The 17999-nt window shown below is 42.7% G+C and carries 15 protein-coding genes; 6 read left to right on the top strand and 9 right to left on the bottom strand.

Annotation, left to right across the window (positions count from 1 at the left end; translation table 11 throughout):
* The first annotated feature begins 247 nt into the window (after positions 1-247).
* Entirely contained in the window at positions 248-1318 is a 1071-nt protein-coding gene (locus tag INR79_RS21860; RefSeq protein ID WP_223099893.1) for a 3-deoxy-7-phosphoheptulonate synthase, read from the top strand.
* 104 nt (positions 1319-1422) lie between these two features.
* Here INR79_RS21860 and INR79_RS21855 read toward each other — a convergent pair whose 3' ends face one another.
* The gene (locus tag INR79_RS21855; protein ID WP_223099891.1) at positions 1423-2208 is read right to left on the bottom strand and encodes a 2,3-dihydro-2,3-dihydroxybenzoate dehydrogenase; all 786 of its coding nucleotides are present in this window, start codon (positions 2206-2208) and stop codon (positions 1423-1425) included.
* A 265-nt stretch (positions 2209-2473) separates the two neighbouring features.
* Between INR79_RS21855 and INR79_RS21850 the strand changes: the two genes are divergently transcribed.
* Positions 2474-3655: an isochorismate synthase MenF gene (locus INR79_RS21850; RefSeq protein ID WP_022606140.1), complete on the top strand. Its 1182-nt coding sequence runs from the start codon at positions 2474-2476 to the stop codon at positions 3653-3655.
* Positions 3656-3663: 8 nt separating this feature from the next.
* Positions 3664-5292, top strand: a complete 1629-nt coding sequence (locus tag INR79_RS21845) for a (2,3-dihydroxybenzoyl)adenylate synthase (protein WP_022611165.1) — start codon at positions 3664-3666, stop codon at positions 5290-5292.
* Between the two features lie 76 nt (positions 5293-5368).
* Here INR79_RS21845 and INR79_RS21840 read toward each other — a convergent pair whose 3' ends face one another.
* The 4 genes from INR79_RS21840 to INR79_RS21825 all read right to left on the bottom strand — a co-directional run bounded on the left by INR79_RS21840 (position 5369) and on the right by INR79_RS21825 (position 9465).
* Positions 5369-6184 (bottom strand): siderophore-interacting protein, encoded by an 816-nt coding sequence (locus INR79_RS21840; RefSeq protein WP_223099889.1) that lies wholly within the window; start codon positions 6182-6184, stop codon positions 5369-5371.
* Positions 6185-6237: 53 nt separating this feature from the next.
* The gene (locus INR79_RS21835; RefSeq protein WP_022598765.1) at positions 6238-7131 is read right to left on the bottom strand and encodes an isochorismatase family protein; all 894 of its coding nucleotides are present in this window, start codon (positions 7129-7131) and stop codon (positions 6238-6240) included.
* 148 nt (positions 7132-7279) lie between these two features.
* The gene (locus tag INR79_RS21830; RefSeq protein ID WP_022598767.1) at positions 7280-7621 is read right to left on the bottom strand and encodes an isochorismate lyase; all 342 of its coding nucleotides are present in this window, start codon (positions 7619-7621) and stop codon (positions 7280-7282) included.
* Between the two features lie 188 nt (positions 7622-7809).
* A complete protein-coding gene (locus INR79_RS21825; protein WP_223099887.1) occupies positions 7810-9465 on the bottom strand; it encodes a (2,3-dihydroxybenzoyl)adenylate synthase in 1656 nt (551 codons plus the stop codon).
* A 212-nt stretch (positions 9466-9677) separates the two neighbouring features.
* Between INR79_RS21825 and INR79_RS21820 the strand changes: the two genes are divergently transcribed.
* Positions 9678-9920, top strand: coding sequence for a phosphopantetheine-binding protein (locus INR79_RS21820; RefSeq protein ID WP_038124130.1), 243 nt, complete (start codon positions 9678-9680; stop codon positions 9918-9920).
* Between the two features lie 96 nt (positions 9921-10016).
* Here INR79_RS21820 and INR79_RS21815 read toward each other — a convergent pair whose 3' ends face one another.
* From INR79_RS21815 to INR79_RS21805, 3 genes are all read right to left on the bottom strand, one after another.
* Positions 10017-12116, bottom strand: coding sequence for a TonB-dependent receptor plug domain-containing protein (locus tag INR79_RS21815; protein ID WP_223099885.1), 2100 nt, complete (start codon positions 12114-12116; stop codon positions 10017-10019).
* Between the two features lie 476 nt (positions 12117-12592).
* Positions 12593-13858: a condensation domain-containing protein gene (locus INR79_RS21810; RefSeq protein ID WP_223099883.1), complete on the bottom strand. Its 1266-nt coding sequence runs from the start codon at positions 13856-13858 to the stop codon at positions 12593-12595.
* Between the two features lie 107 nt (positions 13859-13965).
* Positions 13966-14865, bottom strand: a complete 900-nt coding sequence (locus tag INR79_RS21805) for an AraC family transcriptional regulator (protein ID WP_223099881.1) — start codon at positions 14863-14865, stop codon at positions 13966-13968.
* 74 nt (positions 14866-14939) lie between these two features.
* Here INR79_RS21805 and INR79_RS21800 point away from each other — a divergent pair, with 74 nt between their 5' ends.
* A complete protein-coding gene (locus INR79_RS21800) occupies positions 14940-16313 on the top strand; it encodes an MATE family efflux transporter (protein WP_223099879.1) in 1374 nt (457 codons plus the stop codon).
* A 26-nt stretch (positions 16314-16339) separates the two neighbouring features.
* Here the strand turns inward: INR79_RS21800 and INR79_RS21795 are convergent, their stop codons facing one another.
* A complete protein-coding gene (locus INR79_RS21795; RefSeq protein WP_004405068.1) occupies positions 16340-16789 on the bottom strand; it encodes a DUF3429 domain-containing protein in 450 nt (149 codons plus the stop codon).
* Between the two features lie 204 nt (positions 16790-16993).
* Between INR79_RS21795 and INR79_RS21790 the strand changes: the two genes are divergently transcribed.
* Positions 16994-17869 (top strand): substrate-binding periplasmic protein, encoded by an 876-nt coding sequence (locus INR79_RS21790; RefSeq protein WP_223099877.1) that lies wholly within the window; start codon positions 16994-16996, stop codon positions 17867-17869.
* Positions 17870-17999: the final 130 nt, after the last annotated feature.

Raw genomic sequence — 17999 nt, 5'->3', positions numbered from 1 at the left:
CGTTGTATATCACCGAAGTTTAATGAGTATTTGAATGACTTAACGCCATATCATTGATTTTATTATCTAGAATACTAAGTTCAGCTCAGATAATAGGCTTGACATTAGGGCGTTCATATCTTAATAATCCCAACGCCAAAATGATAATGATTATCATTTGTTTAAAATTTAACCCAACTAATTGCATATTTGGGTTCAACTTTGTTTAAAGGTAAAGCATCAAGGAACACTTCTTGTAGGAGGAAGGATGCAAGATCTACAAAAGCTGATTCACTCAACGCCTATTGGCACACTCCCAAGAGTGCCTGATGTGGTTAATGAAATAGCGTTGGATTCAGAGAGTGAATCATTCATCAATCAAAAAAGAACAGAAATCACCCAGATACTGAATGGTGAAGACAGTCGATTATTGGTGATAATTGGTCCCTGTTCGATACACGACCCTGAAGCGGGTCTGGAGTATGCTAGAAAGCTGGCTAGCATTCAGAGCCAGTATCAGGATGAACTTCTGATTGTAATGAGAACCTACTTTGAAAAACCCCGTACACGAGTAGGCTGGAAAGGGTTGATTGTCGATCCTGATTTGGACGATAGCCACAACATGAGAAAAGGGCTGTTTGTTGCTCGTCGATTCTTGAAAGACGTTGTTGATTTGAAACTGGCTACAGCAACCGAGTTTTTAGATACCACCGTTTACCCATATATTTCTGATCTTATTTGCTGGGGTGCGATTGGAGCCAGGACAACAGAGTCTCAAACCCATAGACAAATGGCGTCGGGCATTCCTTGTCCCATCGGATTTAAAAATGGAACTGACGGCAACGTAAATATCGCGATTGACGCCATTCACGCTGCTAATTCCTCCCATCTAATCTGTGTGCCAGGTTTTGGAGACGCACCTATCGCAGCGATGACCAAAGGAAATCCAGCCGGACATATCATCCTGAGAGGCGGTCAGCAGCCAAACTATTCCAATGAGAACATTTGTGAAGTAACCAAACAACTTGAGGCAAGTGATCTCAACCCTCGCCTTGTAGTTGACTGCAGTCATGGTAATAGCCTTAAAGTGGCCAAAAACCAATTGGATGTGGCTAGAAATATTGCCAACCAAATTATAGAGGGTGAGCAATATATTGCTGGCGTTATGTCAGAGAGCTTCTTGGTTGGTGGCGCGCAAAAAATCGGTGACTTCCCTTTAACCAAGGGACAGTCGATCACTGATGAGTGTTTGAGCTGGGAAGATACCATTGATATTTTGAATATCTTTTCTGAAGCGGTATCCGTAGCCGAGCGTAAGCAGTTTTCCACCGTTGCCTAGCGCAAAAAAGCAATCGATTTCTCTACGTAGCGGTTTCTAACAAAACTGAATGTAAAAAGCGGTGCATCGCACCGCTTTCTTTTTATTTCGTGTAAACAACCAGTTTAGTTATCTAATGTGGCCCCACCATCCACTCGCAAGTCATGCATGGTGATATGATTAGCCCCTTCTGACATCAAGAACAAAATGGTTTTCGCTATATCCTCAGGTTCTGCGATTTTCTTGAGTGGTATGCCCAATCTAAACTGCTCGGCATTACCTGCAATCACTTGCTCTTCACCATAATTTTCATTCCAAAGCTGCAGCTGCATTTCTGTACGTGTAGAGCCCGGACTCACAATATTACAGCGAATCCCTAAAGGGGCTAACTCAATACCAATCGACTTTACAAACATATGCAGTGCGGATTTTGAAGCGGCATAAGCCCCCATATTTGCTCTCGGCGTGTTTGCCGCATTGGAACCAACAACAACGATATTGCCTTTGCCACGTCGTTTCATGCTTACAGATACTGCTTGCATCGCAGCCAATACCCCAAACGAATTCACCATGAATGTATGCTCAACTTGCTCGAATGGCATATCACACAAGGCTCCGAGATGAAGAATACCGGCGCAGCTCACCATATGGTCGAAATATCCGTGCTCTTCAATCCAACCATGAATACATTCCTTAACATACTCAGGTTGCGATAGATCCAATTTCGCAATTCGAAGTTGTCCTGGGAATTGTGTAGATAGGAAATCGGACTTCTTGGCGAGTAACTGCTCATCAATGTCCGTTGCTAATACTTTCGCTCCTGCATCTAATAAGCTTTCCAGCGCACTAAACCCGATACCTTTTGCAGCCCCTGTCAGAAAAACGTGCTGTCCATCAAGAAATTTTGGCATATTTGCAAATAACCGAATGAAAAATAATCAAAAAAGCAATCTCGTTAACATATCCTTAATAGAAATCGCTGTGAAATGTGACCAATATTCAATAATGAGAATTAATAGCAAATGGTAATTATTATCATTAGCATTTGATCGTTGGTAACTGTAATCTTAGTCCCAAAAATAAGCAACCGGATGATGAACAAACCTATGACTGGGTCGTTCTTACGATTCTGCACAAAGGCTTTCATCACGATCTAATTTTCAAGAGGGATCTGTTATGAAAAGAGAAGTGATTGGCTACTCAAAAATGGAAAGTGAGCTGTTGGATAGCGAGCTGTTGTCGTCTCCATTTTTCTTCGCTTCCCCAAATAACACAATGATGGGCTCTGGAGTCGAAAACGAATTCCACGAACCTATTGAATTTTCAAAGTTGGCTGAAAAAGCGAACGAAATGCTCCAAGCAGCTAAGAAAAGTGAATCGGATAATCCTGTCCTATTTGGTGTCGTACCGTTTAACGAAGAAAACCCGACCAAATTTATTGTTCCTGAAAAACTGTACGTTTCAAGTAGTACAAGGGCACTCAGACCAAGTTCGCAATCTTCTTCCGACGCAAGAGTTATCTCTTCGCCAAGTGGTCATCATTACAAGCAAGGCGTTTCTGATCTTCTGGACATGTTTGCCAATACCGAGCTGTCTAAAGTGGTACTTTCTCGTGCAATTGAAGTCGCCACTGATACCGATATTCAACAGCAGGCTCTACTCCGTAATCTTTTATCGATCAATTCTAAGGGGTATACCTTTGCTGCAAACATCAGTGACGAGCAAAAGCTAATGGGAGCGAGCCCAGAGCTTCTGGTGGCAAAAAAAGGAAGTCACTTGATCTCCAACCCGCTGGCAGGTTCTCGCCCACGTTCTGATTCAGATGAACAGAACCAAAATTCCGTTAACTCTTTGTTAAACACCAACAAAGATCTCTACGAGCATGGTCTGGTTGTAGAAGAAGTTGAGCGTGTAATGAGCCAATACTGCTACAACCTCTACACACCAATGATTCCTTCAGTTATCGAAACCAAAACGATGCTGCACCTTTCAACTGTTCTGGAAGGACAGGTTAATGACCCAGCAATCAACGTGTTGAAGGTGGCTGCAGAATTACACCCTACCCCAGCGGTGTGTGGTTACCCACGTGAAAAAGCATACGACGCAATCAGAAAACTGGAACAGTTCGATCGCGGTTACTTTACGGGCATGGTGGGTTGGTGTGACTCAAGAGGCAATGGTGAATGGGTAGTGACCATCCGTTGTGCTGAAGTGCAGAAGCGACAAATGAAAGTGTTTGCCGGCGCGGGCATTGTTGATGAATCTCAGCCTCAAAGTGAGCTGGATGAAACAGGCGCGAAGATGAACACCATTTTGACTGCCGCTGGTATCCAGCTAAAAGACATGCTGACAGCATAGGTGAATTTGTGGGATTGAATAATCATTTAGATTTTACCTTGTGGCCAGACTCTCTGGTCACTCAATACAAGGCTCTTGGATACTGGGAAGACAAGACACTTTTTGACCATTTCCAACATTCCGTCGCTCAGTTTGGTGACCACATTGCTCTTGTATGTGGTGAACGCCAATTTACCTACCAGAATTTAGCTGAACGAATCTCCACGCTGGCGTCTGGATTTCAATCTCTGGGTTTGGAAAAGGGTGATAATGTTGTGCTGCAAATGACGAACGTCGCTGAGTTCTATCTCTGCTACTTCGCATTATTGCAGAAAGGAATTCGACCCGTATTAGCTCTGCCTGCCCATCGATTTTCTGAAGTGTCTTATTTTTGCGCCCATGCTGAAGCAAAAGCCTACATTATCGATGGCGACCACACTGGGTTTGACTATCAGGAACTGGCAAAGCAAGTTCTTAGCGAAGACAACGCACTTAAACATGTCTTGGTAAGAGGCGACTCTTCAAACATTAAAGACGAAAGATTCACTGCACTGGATGAGATTAAAGGGCAACCCGATCATACCCAAACTGCAGACGCATCAGATTTGGCCTTCTTCCAACTGTCTGGTGGCACGACGGGAACACCAAAGCTGATTCCTCGTACACACAATGATTACGCTTACAGTGTGGTTGGCAGCAACGTCATCTGTGAATTTGATGAGAACACACGTTACCTTTGTGCACTGCCCGTTGCTCATAACTTTCCATTGAGTTCTCCAGGTGCGTTAGGCGTCTTTTTTGCGGGTGGAACCGTTGTGTTAACCCAAGATCCAACTCCAAAGTCTGCATTTAGGCTGATTGAAGATCATAACGTAACAGTGTCTGGTCTAGTCCCGCCATTAGCATTGCTGTGGATGGATCAAGCTCAATCCACTCACCATGATATTTCAAGCCTTGAACTGGTTCAGGTGGGAGGAGCAAAGTTTAGCGAAACTGCCGCTAGAGAACTGCCGACAAAGCTGGGCTGTCAGCTTCAGCAGGTATTTGGTATGGCTGAAGGTTTGGTTAACTACACTAGACTGGATGATCCGATTGAAGTCATTGCTTCTACCCAAGGTCGACCTATTTCTAAGCATGATCAGGTCAAGGTGGTAGACGAAGATGGAAACCTTGTCCCGACAGGGGAAGAAGGCTTTCTTCTGACTCAGGGACCTTACACCATTCGCGGCTACTACCGCGCAGAGGAGCATAATCGCCGTTCATTTAATCAAGACGGGTTTTACAGCACTGGGGACATTGTCAAACTCACCGAGGAAGGCAATATCATCGTAACGGGTCGAGATAAAGATCAGATCAACCGAGGTGGCGAGAAGATTGCTGCCGAAGAAGTTGAAAACCAGTTGCTTCGCCATGATGGTGTTCATGATGCCGCGTTGGTTGCTATTCCTGATGATTACCTGGGAGAGCGTAGCTGCGCGGTGATCGTGAAGGCAGAGGGCTTCGAAGTTAATCCGATCAAGCTGAAATACTTCTTGCGCGATTGCGGCTTGGCGGACTACAAAATTCCTGATCTCATTAAATTTGTCGATTCATTACCAAAAACTTCAGTAGGTAAAATCAACAAGAAAAAGCTTCGAGAGGAATACGCTCAAGCTTAATTTTCAATGGCCTAAGAACCAATAAAAAAACCGAACTCAATGAGTTCGGTTTTTTTGTTAGATGTACTAGAAGGAGTTAGTATTCTTCATCCATGACTTCGTGACGCTCGGCATGATAAGCCTCTTCGTCCTTACCTCGTTTCCAGTAAGGAATGGCATACATGTTTTTCTTGGTCAGTTTGTATTCTTCTCTAAGCACTTTTCGGCAAGCGAGAACACTTTCATTTTCACCAGCAATGAAAGCAGAGAGCGTCTCAGCACCACTCGGAGGGGTTAGATTACTGATAGCCTCGCTTAGCTGAGCGTGACCGTCTTTCGGTCCTCTTAGAATCCACTCAACGACGACACCTTCTGGATGCTTGATATCGTGCTTATCTTCAATATCATCAATCTCAATAAATGCAAAACCAATGGTATCAGAGGGAAACTCTTCCAAAATAGCGCAAATAGCTGGAGCAGCCGTAAGATCGCCAGCAAGTACATGCCAATCCGCCGGTGCAATAAGTGGGTCTGGACCAGCGGGACCAACAAGACCAATCTGAGAGCCTTCATTAGCCTTGATTGCCCATCCTCCACCAGGAGAATTTTCACCGTGAGTGACAAAATCAATGTCAAGCTCATTCACATCAGCCCGGTATTCCCTGACTGAATAGGCTCTAGGAACAGGTTTATGCTCAGGCCAAAAGATTGTCTCCCCTTCTCTATATGGTAGCTGCAAAATTCCATTCTCCCTATTTGGGAAAAAAACCTTTATATGTGAACCATTTTGATTTTCAGGAAATCCTTCTAGATCTTCACCAGTTACTGTAACTCTTAGCAAGTTTTTAGAAACGTTTTTTTTACGCACGAAGTTCAACAACATCGGATATAAACGCCCCGAATTATCGCTCATAAATTTACCCCTTATAGATATTGAAGAAATTGGAACTATCTTGCATAGGATGTTTATGCTGAAACTTCTTCTTTTTTGTTGTTGGCAGTTGCTTGTATTGTTTGCCACCATTCTTGCAATGAAACCGCCTCTATAAGCTGAGAAAACGAGACATTTGCACCCTGTTTGTTCCACTTTTCTACAAGAGTCATAGCTCTCATAGAGTCCAATCCCATAAACATAAGATTTTCATTCACATCAATATCTTCCGCAGAGACACCTAGCGTTTCAGCTACATCAGACTGCAAAATATCCAAGCTTAGAGCGGGACATTCAGAGGATTTGATTTCCTCGACAATCTCATCGAGTGTTTTAATACTACCCGCTCTACCCGCAACATAGTTCAGTGTATGGATATGGTCTTCACGAGAGAAATCAGCAATTGCATCCCCTACAATAAACGGCTGAATATCCAACATAAAGGCATCAAGCGCTGTGGATAGAATGCCAATGTGACCGTAGATCCCAGAAATGATTAACTGAGTTTTGCCATTAGCTTGCAGATAATCAAGTAATGGCGTTTTTTTGAATGCACTGTAACGCCATTTGACATACTCAATATCATCTTCTTCTGGCGAGAGTACCGAAACAACTGGGGTGTGGTCGCCATTTAACCCGGGACCCCAGAAATCGGTTAACAGTGCTCTTTCTTTAGGGTCTTGATTTGCAGGTTGAGCTGTATATACAACTGCTATCCCCGCTTCTTTGGCTTTCTTTTTTAGCTCTTGTATATTTTTTAAAATATCAGCCATAGGAGAGGCATTCACCTCATAATAATTCACAAAATATTCTTGCATGTCGTGAATTAACAGCACAGCGTCACTTGGGTTAATTTTCCAGTTAGTTCTGTTTTCTGGAAATTCTTTGTGTTCAGGCAAGTCGTAACTCGCAATTTTAGGTATAGCCATTTGTGATTGTCCTTAATACTCTAATTAGCACCTGACGTTCTTAGTTTAATAGCCTGATAAATCAGATCTTTTGCGCTCAACAACTAAAGTAATAATATTATGAAGTACTCTAATTTCTCACTTAACTAGAAAGCTTAAAAAGTTATTATCAAGTTGCCGTATCTTCGGACTCTTCAATTGAAAGCCCTCTCTCAGTACGCCAGTGCTTTATTTGTTGGTTAATGTACCAATCGATGATGTTAGAGAATAATGTTTCAACATATTCTGTTGATATCCCGACTTCTTCTGCCCACTTTTTCCTGTCTTCTAACATCACAACGACGCGTTCAGGAGCTGGGATACTCTCTTCATTGGGCTTAAACTGAGCTGCTGCTTTTACATACCCCATTCGCCTTGAAAGAATATGCACAATCTCTTTGTCGAGGGTATCAATTCCTATCCGGATATCGTTAAGACTTTCGCAAGCTTCTGGCTTCTTTAAAGATGACACGTTAATTTCCTTTAAATTTCATTCCCTGCCTTCTATTTTTACTCTTTACTCATTGAAAAATATGAAAAAATAGAAATTTTTCGCCTTTAAAACGAAATGAGAATGTATCTTATTATCGAATAATATTCAATCGGTATACCTTTGGTTTTAAAATAAAATTAAACCGTAAATTAACAGCCTAATCTCGCTTATATAGGTGTAGAGATCCAAGGGGTACCATCTGGACCAGGAACGCGTTTTTTATCAATCTTGCCAACCGCTGTCTTGGGTAAGCTCATCAAGATATTTAACTCATCAGGCAGTTTGAACGATGCAATACCTCGCTCTTGAAGAAAGGTTCTTAAATCTTGAAGCGTAGGGACTGCTCCTTTCTTTACTATCGCGACTCCAATCCTTTCACCTAGATGCTTATCTGGTACCGCCACTACAGCTACCTGCGCAACATTGGGGTGCGCAAGTAACTGTTCTTCTAATTCATCAGTTGCTATGCATTCACCTGCGCGGTTAACAACATCTTTAATTCTTCCAGTTACTACTATATAACCGTTCTCATCCACGACTACACGGTCACCACTTCGGTAATATCCATCCTGAGTAAAAGAGCGCTCATTATGCTCTTCGGCACGGTAGTAACCTCTTAAGGTGTATGGTCCACGTGTAAGCAACTCTCCCTCTTCACCAACTGAAACTGGGTCACCATCTGTATTAACCACGCGAACCTCATCCCAATGACTTACAGGGCGACCTTGCTTAGTTGCAATTAACTCATCTTTGTCTCCAAGACGGGTACAGGCAATCAGTCCCTCCGCCATTCCAAAAACTTGTTGAAGCGCTCCAGGGAAGGACTTCTGAACATTGAGCGCGTCGGAGTACGCAAGTTTAGAACCGCCAACCTGTAGTAGTCTCAAACTCGATGTATCGGCTTTCTCCCACTCCTTGGCAGCGGTCCACAACTGAGCTAACGCAGGAACCAAAGCCGTGGCAGTAACTTCATTCTTTTCAATAAGATCAAAGCAATAGTCGGGGCTAGGATTTGAACTAAAAATAACCTGCCCACCGGAATGAAGGGCACCTAGCAACCCTGGGCAACCCAAGGTGAAATTGTGGGCGGCTGGTAGTACAGCAAGATAAACCTCTTCACTCGTTAACTCACTAGCAGTTGAGCAACTTTGAATATTGAAACGATAGTCGTTATGTGTTCTGGGAATCAGTTTGGGAAGACCAGTAGTACCACCGGAAACTAAAAATAATGCAGGATGATTCGGATTAGAATCATCAGGAACAAATTGATTTACCTCACCTTGAGGTATAGAGCAGTATTTTCCAGAATCACCAGCTATGTAGATATGCTCAAGCTCAGAAAATTCTTCAGATAATGCATCTGAAATTTTTATTGCTTTTCCGTCATTTTCCAGATTGGAGCCAAAATATGCCTTTGCTCCAGACACTTTCATAAAATGACTTATTTCAACAATTCCATGTGCAGGTAATGCTAGCACAGGCACTAAACCCAACCTCTGAATCCCAAAAAATACCTTCGCGAACTCAAGGCTATTTGAAACTTGAAAGACCACCCGATCTCCAGAACGTAGACCATTCTCTTTTAAACCTGCAGCGATCCTGTCTGCTTCTCGCAATAATTCTTCATAGGAAAGCCCACCTCCAGAATCAGCGACAGCCTTCTTAGCTGGGTGTTTGTTGACGCCTTCAGTTAAAATTCCCCACAAGGGTGTATTTAGCCATAGGTTGGCATTTTTAAATTTTTCGGATTGATGTGCGGGATGATCAATAAAGCCGTGCAATAAGCTGTGTTGATCCGCATTCTCCTTGAGGACAGTATCCATGTTATTCCCGGTTACATTTTTGTGATGTCAAAACAAGTGTTCAGAAGGAAAAAAATTACCTGAGCAAATTCAATCCAACTGACGACTACTATTTATCTAAATGGTAATAATAATCATTTGAACACCACAATCAAGTAATGATATTGTGTACAACGAATTTGAATCAAACATTGGAAGAAAGACGTAAGCTTCCGAAAAAAAAGGATATTATTTTGTCAAAGCAAGAAGCGAATATTGATTTGTTGTCCACGATTAGCCAATTGTTGGGAGTCCCAACTGAATCAATAAAACCTGACGTAAACCTAATAGAGCTCGGCTTGGATTCAATCAGTATGATGCGTCTTACGGGTCAGTTAAGAAATGCAGGGTTGGATATCAACTTTGCGCAGTTAATGGAAAATCCAACATTAGAATCATGGGAAAAGTTAGTTTTTTCTGATGAAACGTCAATCTGAAAAAATAAAGTAAGATAAGTTAAACAGTTTATTTGCGAATCCTGATACCTAAAAACGCCTTGCTCAAAGCAAGGCGTTTTATTTAGTTTTGAACAATTAGAAGTGCAATTCTATAGAAGCACCAATCTGGCGAGGTGCTAGACGCAGTGGATCATCTTTGCTCCCTGAAGCCACACTTGAAGTCTTAGCATCAGAGTCGAACAGGTTTTGAGCAAATAGCGCTGCTCTACCACCATCAAATACGTATGCCAACTGTGCATTTGCTATCCAGTAAGAATCAACCTTTGTCCCTTTGGTGTTTGCCAGGTCAGAGAAATAGTCTCCTGTGTAGCTAGCATTTCCACTTAGCTCGAAACCTTCTGCAAAAGTGTAAAGTCCTCCAAGGCTCGCTGTAGCTAACGGTGCACGAGGAAGCTCTTTAGTTTTACCACCTTGGGCTTCGGTCTCTGTGTAGCTAGTTTTCAACAGGCCTAAGTTTGCAAAGAATTCCAAATCAGATGTAGCTAGCCAGCGGGAACCGACTTCAGCACCATAAGTTTTGGCACCATCTATGTTCTCAACAATTGCATAGAAATCAGAGCGCAGTTGTTGTACCTGCATATCTTGGTAATCATTGTAGAAGATATTAGATGTTAACTCTAAAGTGCCATCATTTAGACGATGTCGAGTGTACAGTTCATAGTTCCACACAAACTCACTATCGTAGGCGTAAGGAATCATCGGTTTTGGAGGCTGACCTTCAGGAATTCTCTTAGTATAGAAGCTCAAGCCGGCTGCACCGGAGTTATAACCTTTAGCAACTTTAAATCCGAACGTTTGGTTCGGTTCTGGCTTATAGGCAATATCAAATTTCGGTAAGAATACGGTTGCACTCTCATCATGATCGAGCTTCAACAGTTCTACTTTTCGAGTTTTCCTTTCGGTTTCAAGACGACCAGCAACGGTTACGTCAACCTGTGGAGCCACCGCGTACGTAATTTCAGCAAATGCTGAGGTAACGGTGGTCGCATCAGTCATTGGAGCGTCACCACGGGCTGTCGCGTAAGTATCATCTTGATTTGTTCGGAAATAACGTAATCCATATAGGCTGTTTAACTTACGATCGTCCGATGAAATTCGAACCAACTGCTCTAATTGGATTTCTTTGCCATCGGTATAAAAATCTTGTTGTGCCCCACCAGTTGGATCAGTCACACGATCGTAACCAAACTTCGTGTAACCTACGTTATTCTCAAACGTAATGTTATCGTTAATGACGTAGGATACATCCCAAATACCACTAGTTGAGTATGTTTCATAAATTGCACGATTCGCTCCATAGATATCACCAACCTCATGTTCCGACTGTGGAGATCGGGTATCCATACGAGTCACAGTAAAGGTGGTCTTAAACCCAGGTACCGATGACGGCTCATATAAGAATTTACCGCGAGCAGTTGTCATTTCAATTCTTCTGGCATCACCTACAGGATCATATGTTGCTAGGTCAACATGAGTTTTGCGCTTTTGTTGATCAACACTTAAACGAAATGCCAGTTCATCTTCAACGATTGGCGCTGAAATCATCGCAGCAGTCTGAGTATAGTTTTGCTCAGCAATTGCCCCTTTTACCGCACTTTCAAAGTGATACGTAGGATCTTTTGATTTAATAACAATTGCACCCGCTGACGCACTTCTACCTTGTGCATAACTTTGTGGTCCAAGATAAACCTCAGCCTGTTGCATATCCCACAAAGAACGAGGACCGAATGTTAGCTCTGAGTAAGTTAAAGAGCGCCCATCAATTGACAGATTTATTCGAGGAGCAGTACCAGCAAAACTAGCCAAACCACCAATAGAAGGACCTGAACCATCAACACCACGAATCGCAGGCAAGTTGTTACCTTGACCGGAATCTACGATGTTTGGCGTCAGCTGAAGCAAGTCGTCAACTTCTGTGGCACCTGGCGTGGTATTGATGCGGTCTTCGTCAAAGACCTCAACACTTGAGCCAGTGTTGTAAATGGAACGTTCTGTCTTCTCACCAATGACTGTTACTACAGAAATGGTTCCGTCCTGAGCGGCTGCATTATTATTGTTTGTTTCTGCAAAAGCCTGACCACCGACGCAGAGCCCCATGATAACCGCGGATAATGTGCGCATTTTGAATGTTTTGTTTCCTGGCACATTCATTCGCGCTGGGCGTAATGCTGTCATTTAAAATTCTCCTTAACTGAGCATTAACAATGGGTGCACACAAATACCCGAGCTTAATGAGGAGGAGTAAAAGGAAGCTAATTCAAGTGTTTTGAAAAGGCGATGGACTCATGAAATGAGTATTTATCTTGACTTCCTATGTCTCTCATTAACCACTGCATTGGATATTTGAGCGCAAAAATTCCGACTAGAATCCGACAATTTGATAGAGGAAAAAGGGCACCAAAGAAGAAACTTTGGATAAATGCTAAGTTTTTTCTATCTGTGTCTTGACGAATTCTGGATTGTACTCTAGCGATCACAAATATAAATGTAAAGCGTTCTCATTTATATTTAGTAATAATTATTATTATCAACAATGAATTTGTTCAGGAGATCATGTTTTTGGGTTGAGGCGCGCGTAGGAAATGACGGACAAATAGAGTGTAACTCCCCACTATTGACAAATAAAACAATAGCAGAGAGCAAGGTTAGAGCTAAATTTCTAATACTTTACTTATATATTTCAATAAATTATCAGAATGCCGTGTTATTTCTTCCTGGGAATAGAGTCGACTCTCTCCTTCCACTTTTAAACTCATATTCGTTGCATCTCTGGCACTGCGAACGGTGATATTGAAGCCATCAGCCAGCCCACTCGCAACTATTCTATGCTTCGTTTGGCAACCAATGAATTCAGGTGAATCAAATGGCAATATGTTAATAAAAGGTGAAAGAAAATAACTTTGCTCTTTACACTGCACTTTATTCTCTAATCGAAATCGACCATGTATATACAGCTGTCTAATTTCTTTAGCAGCTCGCTTTAAATATTCTTCTACTCCTTCATTAGCTTTTTTCGACACTAAGAAAGGAATAATATTGACCATTAATGAAGGTGTATTTGCGCAAGAGTTTCCCATTCGGTTCATAAATGGAAGCCAAACCGGAAGAGGGTCATCATTTTGAGACTGTCCCTTTTTATCTTCATACAGGTAAGCAGAAATGAGTAAGACAAGAATATCCGTCCAACCAATCATGAGTTTTTTAGAAAGAGACTGTAATGTTTCCGTAATGGCTTGAGGGATTTGTTTATCATCACTGTGGGTTTCTAACGAAATCTCTTCTGAATTGTCGCGAGTCAATTTCGCTTCAGATAGATAGCTTTCCCAGAACTGCCTGTCGACTTCGAATCTTTCACCAAAACGGTAGTCGCTGTCTTCTTTAAGGTAAGTATCCAAGCTTTTAAACCCCGAGTGAGGTTTTTGCCCATTAACCAGACTACTGTAGAGCAGTGCGCACCTTTGCTCGATCAAGTTCATGCCATAACCATCGACAGCAATATGATGTGTCCGAATGTACCACCACACCCTATCATCGGCTAAAACATACAATTGCAGCTTAGAAATGGCATCGCTTTCTAAATTCAGAGGGCAAAGCGCATCGGTTTCCATTGCCTTAGTTGCCCGCATCTCGGCATCATCAAAGGAACGTAAATCGGTAAGTTCTACATATTTTGAATCGTTACTTTCGAGAGACTGAAGAGGATACGCGCTACCCTCTTCGTTTTTGAACTTCAATTTAAGGACTTCAGCTTCACTGAATGTCATCTGCACAGCTTGATGCAACTTTTCAATATCTATGTTTCCGCTGATTTCCAAACAATGGGCAACATTTGAAAAAGGCTTATCGGGGTGTTGTAAGTATTCATCCCAATACGATTGCTGCGCATTAGTTAACGGGTGCCATTCTTGGCGTATCATGGTTTCCTACCTGATTAAATTATTCATTTCTAGCCGCCACTACCTGGCACTGACTTGGCTACGAATAATATCAACGTGCCATCAAAAAACAATGATAATCATTATCACTAAAGACGTATTCCTTTGTTTTTCCGAAATTCTCTCGGTGAGCAACCGTGGTATCGGGTAAATCGATGAGTAAAATTGAAAGGCTCTGGGTACCCCAAACGCTGAGCAATCATGGTTACCGACCAGGATTCATACAAAAGAAGATCGGCTGCGCGTTCCATTCTTAATGAAATCAGCCTTTGTTGAGTACTGCATCCAAAAAGCTGTTTTGTAATTCGATTCAACTGCTCAACACTTAAAAAGCAACGTTCTGCAATGGATTTAACCGTCCAGGAATAGTGAAGCTGGGATTCTACTTCGTTAAATACGCTTTGAACCCGAACATGGCTGTCCGACGGGGACTCTTCACTGCGATCGCCAAGCAGCATTCTCGAAAGCTCGCTGACGTAAAGCTTTCGGTATGTTCCCCTTCCCTCGTTCTCGTTATACAGCAAACTCAAAATTGACCATACCTGCTCACAGTAGCTGGATGGCTCCACCCTTCTACCTCCCTTAGACAAGACATTCCACTTTGAAGTGTCCTGAAGCAGTAGCCAGGACAAACGCCAGCCTATTTTCTTGTCGGCAATTTCAAAACGAAAGGGCTGGTTAGGCGGAAGGAAAGTGACGGTATTCGGATCGATGGTAACCACCTGACTCTCGGTAATTAGAACTCCGCCGCCTTCATTAGTGAACAGTAATGTATGGAAATCCGGGCCAATCCGTTCCACATGATAGTCACCACTTATCTCAGACTGGCCCGCCATATACAGGTGACTTTTAACAAACTCAGGAAAATCAGACTGGGAAAGAAAACGCTCCTTACATGCGTCGCCGAGGAATATTTCATCACGCCATTCATTCTGAACAGAAAATGAGTCAATGACGGATTTACACAGTTTTTCTGATTTTCCGAACATTTTGTTTGCCTCATACCTTAGATATATTAGCCACCCAGCAATAGCTAAACGATTTTCTGGTTTAAGGATACATTATGAAAGCGCATTCTTTAACACCCACCATCAGACCTAATGCCCTTTTACCACAGGTAGCAAAGCTTGCGTTTCCGGTAGCTATTCAAAGTGCCTTGGTGGCAATTCTTGCGCTGGCAGACGTTTTAATGGTCAGTGATTTTGGACAGGAAGCGACGGCTGCGGTGGGTATCGCAACTAAATGGTATTTTGTTGCGACCATGATTATCGCAGGTTTAGCCGCAGCCAACGGTGTGCTTGTGGCACAGTATTGGGGAAAAGACGATAAGGTCCACGCTAAAACTGTCTCGGTGCAGGCTTTAAAGTTTGGAACGGTACTGATTATTCCAGTCACCGTTTTTTTGACCCTCTTTGCTTCTCAAATAATGCGCCTGCAAACAGCAGATAATAGTGTCATTGAATTAGGTGCCGATTACCTTGTTTATGGCTTTCCAATTTTATTGCTTACGCATGTTGTACTGACTGCCGAGTCAAGTTTAAGAGCCAGCGGAAACGCAATGCTGCCACTGATCATTGGCGCTATTACCGTAGGTTTGAACATTGGTCTGAACTTTGTCTTTATTAAAGGAGCCGGACCCATTCCTGCCATGGGCGTTGCAGGTGCAGCACTGGCAACCACTCTTGCAAGATTGATTCAGGTTATTCTGATTGTCGCGGTACTTAGCTGGCAGAAAAACTGGCTTATCACCACAACCGGAATCAATAACCATCATACCTTGTGGATGTCGTTCAAAAGACTGGCAATTCCAAGTGCATTTGGTGCGGTATTGTGGGCATTCGGCACACTGACTTACCAAATGATATTTGGTCACATGGGTACGCAAGAGCTTGCGGTATTTAGCATGGTTGGTCCTTTTGAATCCTTATGCTATTCCGTTTTCTTTGGTATCTCGGTTGCCTGCTCCGTCCTCATTGGTCAGTCTCTTGGGCGGGACGAGTTCGAACATGCTCAAGTGATCTCCACTACGATCCTGCGCTGGGTATTCTTACTCGGTTTAGGGCTGGGAAGTGCCTTGTACCTATTGAGAGAGCAAGTCATTGATATGCTAAATCTAAATACTGGTGCACTCTACCCTCTTGCTCTGCCTGCGATAGGAGTGATGGCATTTGGTATCTGGATACGCATGCTCAATATGATCATTATTAACGGCATTCTTCGAGCGGGTGGAGAGCACATGTTTTTTATTCGCATGGACTTTTTAGCCATGTATGTTGTTGGAATTCCCCTAACCGCTTATGGGGCTTTCATCGGAGAGTGGAGTTTTGGCTGGGTTTATCTGGCGATAATTACAGAAGAAATCGTGCGTTTTTCACTGTGTTTCCAGCGCTATCGCCAAAAACGCTGGGTCGCCAATCTAACACTCAGGCAAGCCTGAGTGAGCGGTATTAAAATCTAACAGCTTCAGATAACCAAAGCCACACCATGAAATGCAACAACGCCAATGGTTAGACGTGTTCTGAGCGCGTTATACCCTTTGGCGCTGTTTTCATGTTCGGAATTTCTCAATGTTGCCTCGGTAAACCAAACTGCAATATACCCAAATGCCAGCATGATTAAGGATATCCAATGATTTTCTGGCGATTGCAGTAACACAGCCCAAGCGATAAACGTAAAGGAGTTACTCAGAAGCATGCCATTTCGACTCAATGAATGAGAGAAATGATCGATCGCATTTCCCCAAAGCGCGCCAGAAAGAAAACTTAAAATAACGGCACTGTACGTAACAAAAAGCCCTAGTGGGGTATGCCCAAAAAGAGAAATGTCCGCAATTATCAGTATCAGGCATCCCAAAAAAGGCAGTAACCCCAGGTAACCCAGTTCCATCATTACATGTCTTGGTGTCTGTTCCATCATCCACTCCAGAGATCCACATTGCTTATTGGTATTAAATTGCACCTGTACAAATAATAGACAACTTAATCTACCACGAAGATGAATGTGCTCTCATTATTGCAGTTTCGATTTCAGAACGTTGATTCACCCTAAGACCCCATGATGCAAGTTTTATAGCCTTATCTATACTCAAATTAATAAGCTGGAAACTGAGGTTCAAGGATGCGGATACGTTCTCTTATTTGGTTGCTCACCGTGTTGGCGATGACGAACATTAGCCATTCGGTTGCCAGTGAGGATAACCAAGAAAAGGTCAGCGTATGCAGTGAATCCTGGGCGCCTTTCTATTACCAGGATCCTGAAAGCAAAAGCCAAACTCCTCCAAGAATCATGGGCATCAACGTAGATATTTTAAAAGCCATATCGCAAGCGTCAGGGTTAGATTTTGAATTTGAGCTGATGCCACACAAACGTTGCCTTCACAACACTCAAAAACATGGCAATCAAAAGAAGCATGAAATCACGTCCGATGTCACTTACACCGCTGATAAAGAGAAAGATTTCTACTTTGTCGGTCCTGCATATTCCTTATCACGCGCCATTTTTTACTCAAAGAACCAGTTCCCCAAAGGGGTATTTAATCCTAAATCTGCGTACAAAATTACTAAAGTGAAAGAGATGCGACACTTCACTGTGTGTGAGAGCGATGGCAGAATTTTTAACGATTACTACGCGAAACACGGCGTACCCAAGGAAAACATCGTTTCCAGTAGTAACGCCAGTTTAAGTAGCTTGTTAATGATGCTCGACAAAGGCAGATGTGAAATCATGGAAGTGCCAGCGGCAATCCTCGCAGGAAGTGTCGCCATTGAAAATTTAATGCTCCAGGAGAATGTGCATTGTCAGCAATTAAATGAAGAACCGGTTGGCTTTTATTTTCTGGTATCAAAAGCCTCTCCCAGAGCCGAGTATCTGGTGTCTACGCTCAACCAAGGTTTAATTAAGCTTAAGCACTCCGGGCAGCACCAAAAAATCATCGAACATTATTTCACTTTACTGAGTAACCGTAACGGCAAAGCCATCACTGATTGTTTATAAAGCGCCTTAGCGATTCCATTTCACAATTTTAGTGAAAACTTGATTACGTTTGCACCAAAAACATTCAAGCCATATACCTAGATATGCAATTAAACAGATACCAACCAAAAACAAAATAATATTTACATTC

The organism is Vibrio sp. SCSIO 43132, from assembly GCF_019904195.1.
GTDB classification, from domain to species: Bacteria; Pseudomonadota; Gammaproteobacteria; order Enterobacterales; family Vibrionaceae; genus Vibrio; species Vibrio nigripulchritudo.
Note: the sequence above shows the minus strand (reverse complement) of the source record. Positions and strands in the feature narration are given on the sequence as shown.